The organism is Stenotrophomonas sp. 3diitr2024, assembly GCF_042136455.1.
GTDB classification, from domain to species: domain Bacteria; phylum Pseudomonadota; class Gammaproteobacteria; order Xanthomonadales; family Xanthomonadaceae; genus Stenotrophomonas; species Stenotrophomonas sepilia.
Window position 1 is genome coordinate 1 of the sequence record NZ_JBHHMJ010000249.1, and the last position, 7,161, is coordinate 7,161.

At 66.0% G+C, this 7,161-nt stretch carries 6 protein-coding genes and 1 pseudogene; 4 read left to right on the forward strand and 3 right to left on the reverse strand.

Features of this window, described 5'->3' with window-relative positions; genetic code table 11:
- A pseudogene (locus ABGA94_RS05715) lies at positions 1–140 on the forward strand (rod shape-determining protein RodA); the annotation flags it as partial.
- A 136-nt stretch (positions 141–276) separates the two neighbouring features.
- Here ABGA94_RS05715 and ABGA94_RS05720 read toward each other — a convergent pair.
- From ABGA94_RS05720 to typA, 3 genes are read right to left on the reverse strand one after another with little or no spacing between them, the layout of a single operon-like run.
- Positions 277–1,899, reverse strand: coding sequence for an amidase (locus tag ABGA94_RS05720; protein ID WP_053501053.1), 1,623 nt, complete (start codon positions 1,897–1,899; stop codon positions 277–279).
- Between the two features lie 41 nt (positions 1,900–1,940).
- Positions 1,941–2,408, reverse strand: a complete 468-nt coding sequence (locus ABGA94_RS05725; RefSeq protein WP_005415426.1) for a DUF2127 domain-containing protein — start codon at positions 2,406–2,408, stop codon at positions 1,941–1,943.
- Between the two features lie 11 nt (positions 2,409–2,419).
- Entirely contained in the window at positions 2,420–4,267 is a 1,848-nt protein-coding gene (typA, locus tag ABGA94_RS05730; protein ID WP_005415427.1) for a translational GTPase TypA, read from the reverse strand.
- A 271-nt stretch (positions 4,268–4,538) separates the two neighbouring features.
- Between typA and ABGA94_RS05735 the strand changes: the two genes are divergently transcribed.
- The 3 genes from ABGA94_RS05735 (at position 4,539) to ABGA94_RS05745 (ending at position 6,871) form a co-directional block, all read left to right on the forward strand.
- Complete coding sequence (locus ABGA94_RS05735; RefSeq protein WP_005408225.1) at positions 4,539–5,030, forward strand: peptidylprolyl isomerase; 492 nt, start codon at positions 4,539–4,541, stop codon at positions 5,028–5,030.
- 117 nt (positions 5,031–5,147) lie between these two features.
- Complete coding sequence (locus ABGA94_RS05740) at positions 5,148–6,134, forward strand: malate dehydrogenase (RefSeq protein WP_005415428.1); 987 nt, start codon at positions 5,148–5,150, stop codon at positions 6,132–6,134.
- A 122-nt stretch (positions 6,135–6,256) separates the two neighbouring features.
- On the forward strand, positions 6,257–6,871 hold the full coding sequence (locus tag ABGA94_RS05745; protein ID WP_111128987.1) for an RluA family pseudouridine synthase: 615 nt from the start codon (positions 6,257–6,259) through the stop codon (positions 6,869–6,871).
- Positions 6,872–7,161 lie beyond the last annotated feature (290 nt).

Consider the following 7,161-nt stretch of genomic DNA (forward strand, 5'->3'; position numbering starts at 1 on the left):
ACTGGGTGCTGTGCCTGGCCCTGGGCGCGCTGATGGTGATTGGCCTGGCGACCCTGAAGAGCGCTGGTGGCGACAGCCTGGTGATGGCGCAGGGCGCGCGTTTCGCGGTGGGCACGGCCGCACTGTGGGGCATCTCGCGGGCGATCAGCACCGCGAAGAAGCCGAAGGTGATGGTGGCCATCGTCACCGACACCGACGGGAAGCCGAAGCCGCTGCTGGCGTCGACCGGGCGCACAACATCGACGGTAGCGCCGGTCAGCGGCCGGCACTACCGGATCAAGGCTCGCCGGCGTCGATCAGCGTGTCGGTGCCGAAGTGCGGTGGCCGCCGCGCGCGGGTGCGCTGTTCGTAGGCGTACGCCATTTCGATCAGCTTCGGTTCGCTCCAGGCGGTGCCCATGAACAGCAGGCCGACCGGCAGGCCATCGATCTGGCCCATCGGCACGCTGAGGCTGGGATAGCCGGCGACGGCGGCGGCACTGTAGCTCTCGCCGGGGAAGTCGTCGCCTTCGCTGCGGATCGGCCACGCAACGCCGGTGGTCGGCGCGACCAGGGCGTCGAGCTGGTGGGCGGCGAGGGCCGCATCGATGCCTTCCGGGCCCGCCAACCGGCGCGCATCGCTGCGTGCGCGGATGTAGGCGGGATCAGCCAGGCCGGCGGTGGCGTCGGCCTCCACCAGCAGTTCCTGGCCGAACAGGCCAAGCTCCTGCTTGCTGTGCGCCTGGTTGAAGGCGATCAATTCGGCCAGGCTGTGCAGGGGAGCGCGGTGGGTGCTGAAGTAACGCTCCAGCCCGGCCTTGAACTCGTACAGCAGTACCTTGCGTTCGGCGTCGGCCCAGGCGCCCTGGTTGGGCAGCTCCACCGGCACCACGACGGCACCGGCCCGACGCAGCTCGGTGGCGGCGTGTTCGATCAGTGGCGGCATGCCGCGGTACTTCAGCAGCGGCGTCTGCAGCAGGCCGATGCGCTTGCCACGCAGTCCCTGCGGATCCAGCCGCGCGGTGTAGTCGTACACCGCACGGCCGGGCATGGTTGCGGTGGCCGGGTCGGCATCATCGCGGCCGGCAATTGCGGTCAGTACGGCCGCAGCGTCGGCGACGCTGCGTGTCATCGGTCCCGCAGTGTCCTGGCTGAAGGAAATCGGGATGATGCCATCGCGGCTGACCAGGCCGACAGTCGGCTTGAGGCCGACGATGCCATTGATCGCCGCAGGGCAGACGATGCTGCCGTCGGTTTCGGTGCCGATCGCCACGCTGGCCAGGTTGGCGGCGACCGCTACCGCGCTGCCGCTGCTGGAGCCGCAAGGCGAGTGGCTGAGGCGATAGGGATTGCGGGTCTGGCCGCCGCGCGCGCTCCAGCCGGACACCGAATCGTTGCCGCGGAAATTGGCCCATTCGCTGAGATTGGTCTTGCCCAGCACCACGGCCCCGGCCTCGCGCAGGCGCCGCACCAGATACGCATCGTCAGGGCGGAACCCCTGCAGGGCCAGAGAGCCGGCACTGGTGGCCATCGGCGCCGCGTTGATGTTGTCCTTCAGCAGTACCGGGATGCCGTGCAGCGGGCCACGCAGGCGTCCATCGCGGCGCTCGCGATCGCGCGCCGCGGCTTCCTTCAGGGCATCGGGGTTGAGCTCGATCACCGCGCGCAGGCGGGGCCCGGCCCGATCCAGGGCGGCGATGCGCTGCAGGTAGGCCTGGGTCAGGGTGGTGCTGTCCAGTTCACCGGCGGTCATCCGCGCCTGCAGGTCGGTAACATCGGTTTCAGCGTACGGGAACGGCACGTTGCGGCTCGCAGGTTCGGCCGCATGCGCGCTGGGCGTGGCCGGGCTGCAGCCAGCCGAAAGCAGCGCAGGCAGCGCGGCGAGCAGGCAGGTCAGCAGAGGCGGCAAGGACGGGCGCATGGGGCGGCTTGGTCGGCTCCAATCCCCAGTGTAGCCGGTGCTCAGCGGTGGCGCTTGCGCAGGTCGCGGGCGAGAACGTAGACCACGATCAGGTTGATCGCCAGGATCGTCCACGACGGCCAGCCGGGGTGGCGGATGATCGCGAAGATGTCGAAGGGCAGGTACAGCGAGGCAGTCAGGCAGCCCAGCCAGGAGGCCCAGGCCTTGGCCCGCCACAAGCCCCAGGCTTCGACCAGGTGCAGCAGGCCGTAGCCGATCATCCCCGCCGCGGCCAGGTGGACCGCGTCGGGGCTGATCATATGCAGCAGCGAGGGCAGGGTGCCATGGTCCGGATCCAGGCTGAAACGCCGGATCAGGACCATGATGCCGTGCCGAAGCGGCTGCGGTCCGAGCACTTCCAGCCCGGTGGCGGCCAACAGCGCCAGCATCGCCTTGCTCGCTTCGAGCAGGGCGATGACGTGCAGACCCGGATGCCGGTGTGGATCCGGGTTGTAGCCGCTCTGGTTCACGGGGTGCTGGCTCAGCCGCCGCGCGAAGCCTTCTTGCGGTCGCTCTCGGTCAGGAACTTCTTGCGCAGGCGGATCTCCTTCGGGGTGATCTCGACCAGCTCGTCGTCTTCGATGAAGTCCAGGGCCTGTTCCAGCGAGTACTTGATCGCCGGGGTCAGCTGGATCGCATCGTCCTTGCCCGAAGCGCGCATGTTGGTCAGCGGCTTGGTCTTGATCGCGTTGACGGTCAGGTCGTTGTCCTTGGAGTGGATGCCGACCAGCTGACCTTCATACACGTTGTCGCCTTCGGCAGCGAAGAGCTTGCCGCGTTCCTGCAGCGGACCCAGCGAGTAGGCCGGGGTGACGCCCGGCGCATTGGCGATCATCACGCCGTTGATGCGCTTGGCGATGGCGCCCTGTTCCTTCGGGCCGTAGTGGTCGAACACGTGGAACAGCAGGCCCGAACCCTGGGTCAGGGTCTTGAACTCGTTCTGGAAGCCGATCAGGCCACGGGCCGGGATCTGGTACTCCAGGCGCACGCGGCCCTTGCCGTCCGATTCCATGTTCTTCAACTGGCCCTTGCGGGTGCCCAGCTTTTCCATCACGCCGCCCTGGTGGATTTCTTCGATGTCCACCACCAGCTGCTCGATCGGCTCCATCAGCTGGCCGTCGATTTCCTTGATGATCACTTCCGGGCGCGACACAGCCAGCTCGTAGCCTTCGCGGCGCATGTTCTCGATCAGCACCGACAGGTGCAGTTCGCCACGGCCGGAGACCAGGAACTTGTCGGCGTCTTCCAGCTGCTCGACCTTCAGGGCCACGTTGTGGACCTTTTCACGGTCCAGGCGGTCCTTGATCTGGCGGCTGGTCAGGAACTTGCCACCGGACAGGTCCTTGTTGCCGGCGAACGGCGAATTGTTCACCTGGAAGGTCATCGAGATGGTCGGCTCGTCAACGGTCAGCGCAGGCAGGGCTTCCGGGAAGTCCGGTGCGCAGATGGTGTCGGAGATGGTCAGCTCCTGGATGCCGGAGATGGCCACGATGTCGCCGGCCTCGGCCGAATCCTGCTCGATGCGCTCCAGGCCCATGAAGCCCAGCACCTGCAGCACCTTGCCGTTGCGCTTCTTGCCTTCACGGTCAATGACCGCGACCTGCATGTTCTTCTTCAGGGTGCCGCGCTGGATGCGGCCGATGCCGATCACGCCCACGAAGTTGTTGTAGTCCAGCTGGCTGATGCGCATCTGGAACGGGCCTTCCGGGTCCACTTCCGGCTTCGGCGCGTGCTGCATGATCGCTTCGTACAGCGGGGTCATGTCGCCGTCGCGCACGGTGTCTTCCAGGCCCGCGTAGCCGTTCAGGCCCGAGGCGTAGACGATCGGGAAATCCAGCTGCTCGTTGGTGGCGCCGAGCTTGTCGAACAGGTCGAAGACCTGGTCGATCACCCACTCCGGACGGGCGCCCGGACGGTCGACCTTGTTGACCACGACGATCGGCTTGAAGCCCATCGCGAAGGCCTTCTGGGTCACGAAGCGGGTCTGCGGCATCGGGCCGTCCATCGCATCAACCAGGATCAGCACGGTGTCGACCATCGACAGCACGCGCTCGACCTCACCGCCGAAGTCGGCGTGGCCGGGGGTATCGACGATGTTGATCCGGTTCTTGATGCCGGTCTTCTTGTCTTCCCAGGTGATGGCGGTGTTCTTGGCCAGGATGGTGATGCCGCGTTCCTTTTCCTGGTCGTTGCTGTCCATCACGCGCTCGGCGAGGACGGTGCGCTCGGACAGGGTGCCGGACTGCTTCAGCAGCTGGTCGACCAGGGTGGTCTTGCCATGGTCGACGTGGGCGACGATGGCGATGTTGCGAAGATTTTCGATGGACATACGAAAGGGGGCCAGTCGGCGCCGGATTTGGAAAAAGAAGTCCAACATTATACGTCGAACTTGACGATTCGCGAAAAGGTGGATTTCACGCCGGCCCAGCGGCCCATTCAGCTGGCTGTCCGCCGCTTCGGCCGAGGTCGCCAGGACGGGCCCCCGGCTCACCTTCCGCTGGCTGAAGGCGGGGGCTCCACCGATGGTCGAAGGCACCGCCGCCACGAGGCAGGTGTAAACTAGGTGGCTAGACGCATTCCCCTTTGCACCAAGGATCTTCATGTCCCTCATCGCCACTTTCGACACCACCCAGGGCCCGATCAAGGTCGAGCTGTTCGCCGACAAGGCGCCGCTGACCGTGGCCAACTTCGTGAACCTGGTCAAGCACGGTTTCTATGACGGCCTGATCTTCCACCGCGTGATCGCCGACTTCATGATCCAGGGCGGCTGCCCGCAGGGTCGTGGCACCGGCGGCCCGGGCTACAAGTTCGAAGACGAGAAGAATGGCGTGAAGCACGAGGTCGGCTCGCTGTCGATGGCCAACGCCGGCCCGAACACCAACGGCAGCCAGTTCTTCATCACCCACATCAAGACCGATTGGCTGGACGGCCGCCACACCGTCTTCGGCAAGGTCCTGGAAGGCCAGGCCATCGTCGATTCGGTCAAGCAGGGCGACGTGATCCATTCGATCACCCTGGAAGGCGACGTCGACGCCGTGCTGGCCGCCCAGGCCGACCGCGTCGCGGAGTGGAACAAGCACCTCGCCGCCTGACCCCCTTCGAAACGGCCACCCACGGGTGGCCGTTTCCCTGTTCCCCGCCGCCTGCCCGGCCTGCGTGGCCATGCCCGCGGCGTCCCATCAAACGCTTGCAAGCAAGAGGAAACCCCCATGAAAGCACCCGTTCGTGTTGCCGTGACCGGCGCCGCCGGCCAGATCGGTTATGCCCTGCTGTTCCGCATCGCCTCCGGCGAAATGCTGGGCAAGGACCAGCCGGTCATCCTGCAGCTGCTGGAACTGCCGGTCGACAAGGCCCAGGCCGCCCTGAAGGGCGTGATGATGGAGCTGGAAGACTGCGCGTTCCCGCTGCTGGCCGGCATGGTTGGCACCGATGACGCCGAAGTCGCGTTCAAGGACGCCGACATCGCTCTGCTGGTCGGCGCACGTCCGCGTGGCCCGGGCATGGAGCGCAAGGACCTGCTGCTGGAAAACGCCAAGATCTTCACCGCCCAGGGCGCGGCGCTGAACAAGGTCGCCAGCCGCGACGTGAAGGTGCTGGTGGTCGGCAACCCGGCCAACACCAACGCCTACATCGCGATGAAGTCGGCCCCGGACCTGAAGCCGGAAAACTTCACCGCCATGCTGCGCCTGGACCACAACCGCGCGCTGAGCCAGCTGTCGGCCAAGCTCGGCAAGCCGGTCGGTGGCATGGAGAAGCTGGTCGTGTGGGGCAACCACAGCCCGACCATGTACCCGGACTACCGTTTCGCCACCGCCGACGGCGCCTCGATCGCCGATGCGATCAACGACCAGGAGTGGAACGCCAACACGTTCATCCCGACCGTCGGCAAGCGCGGCGCGGCGATCATCGAAGCCCGTGGCTCGTCCTCGGCCGCTTCGGCCGCCAATGCCGCCATCGACCACGTGCGTGACTGGGTGCTGGGCAGCAACGGCAAGTGGGTCACGATGGGCGTGCCGTCCGACGGTTCCTACGGCATTCCGGAAGGCGTGATCTTCGGTTTCGCGGTGACCACCGAGAACGGCAAGTACACCCTGGTCAAGGATCTGCCGATCGACGACTTCAGCCAGAAGTACATCGACAAGACCCTGGCCGAGCTGGAAGAAGAGCGCGCCGGCGTCGCCCACCTGCTGGGCTGATGCAGGCGGTACCGGCTCCGGTCGGTACGTCTTGCATCAAGGTAGGTACCGACCGCTGGTCGGTACGCAGAAAACGGGGAGGCTTCGGCTTCCCCGTTTTCATTTGGAATTCCTGGAACCGCATGATCCACCTGCACTACATCGACGACGCGCTGCTGGTGGCTGAAAAGCCCGCCGGCCTGCTGTCCGTGCCCGGCCGCAGCGCCGAGAACCAGGACTGCGTCGTCGCGCGCCTGCAGTCGCTGTACCCGGATGCGTTGACCGTGCACCGCCTGGACCAGGTGACTTCCGGACTGCTGCTGCATGCGCGTGGCAAGGACATGCAGGCGGCGTTGTCGATGCAGTTCGAGCAGCGCCGGGTTGGCAAGCGGTATGAAGCCGTCGTGCAGGGTGTGATCGAAAGCGATGCCGGTGAAGTGGACCTGCCGCTGATCGTGGACTGGCCGAACCGGCCGAAGCAGATGGTCGACCATGAGCGTGGCAAGCCGGCGCTGACGCGTTGGCGCGTGCTGGTGCGCGATGTTGAAGCGCGGCGCACGCGCGTGGCGTTGGAACCGATCACCGGCCGCAGCCATCAGCTGCGGTTGCACATGGCCAGTATTGGCCATCCGATTGTTGGCGACGTGCTGTATGACGCGGCACCGGCGCAGCGCGTGCACCTGCATGCGCGCAGCCTGCGGTTCACGCATCCGCTGACGGGCGAGGCGCTCGCGTTCGAGTCCGCGGCTCCGTTCTAGGGATTCGGCAGGGCTTGCAGCCCTGCACCTGCAGAATCAACGTCAGAAGCCAACGCGGCATTCTGTGGAATGGCGGGGCACTGTGGGTTTGCGGGGACGCCGTAAACCCATCCATGGGGGCTTGGTCGCCGCATCCATGCGGCTCACACCCCGCAAACCCACAGTGCCCGCCTTCGACAGTGTGCTGCTGTTGGTAGGTGTCGACCTTGGTCGACACGGTAGATCCACGCCATGCGTGGATGACTGTCTGTCAGATTTCGAAATCAGGAAATGGGGTCAGATCCGTTTTC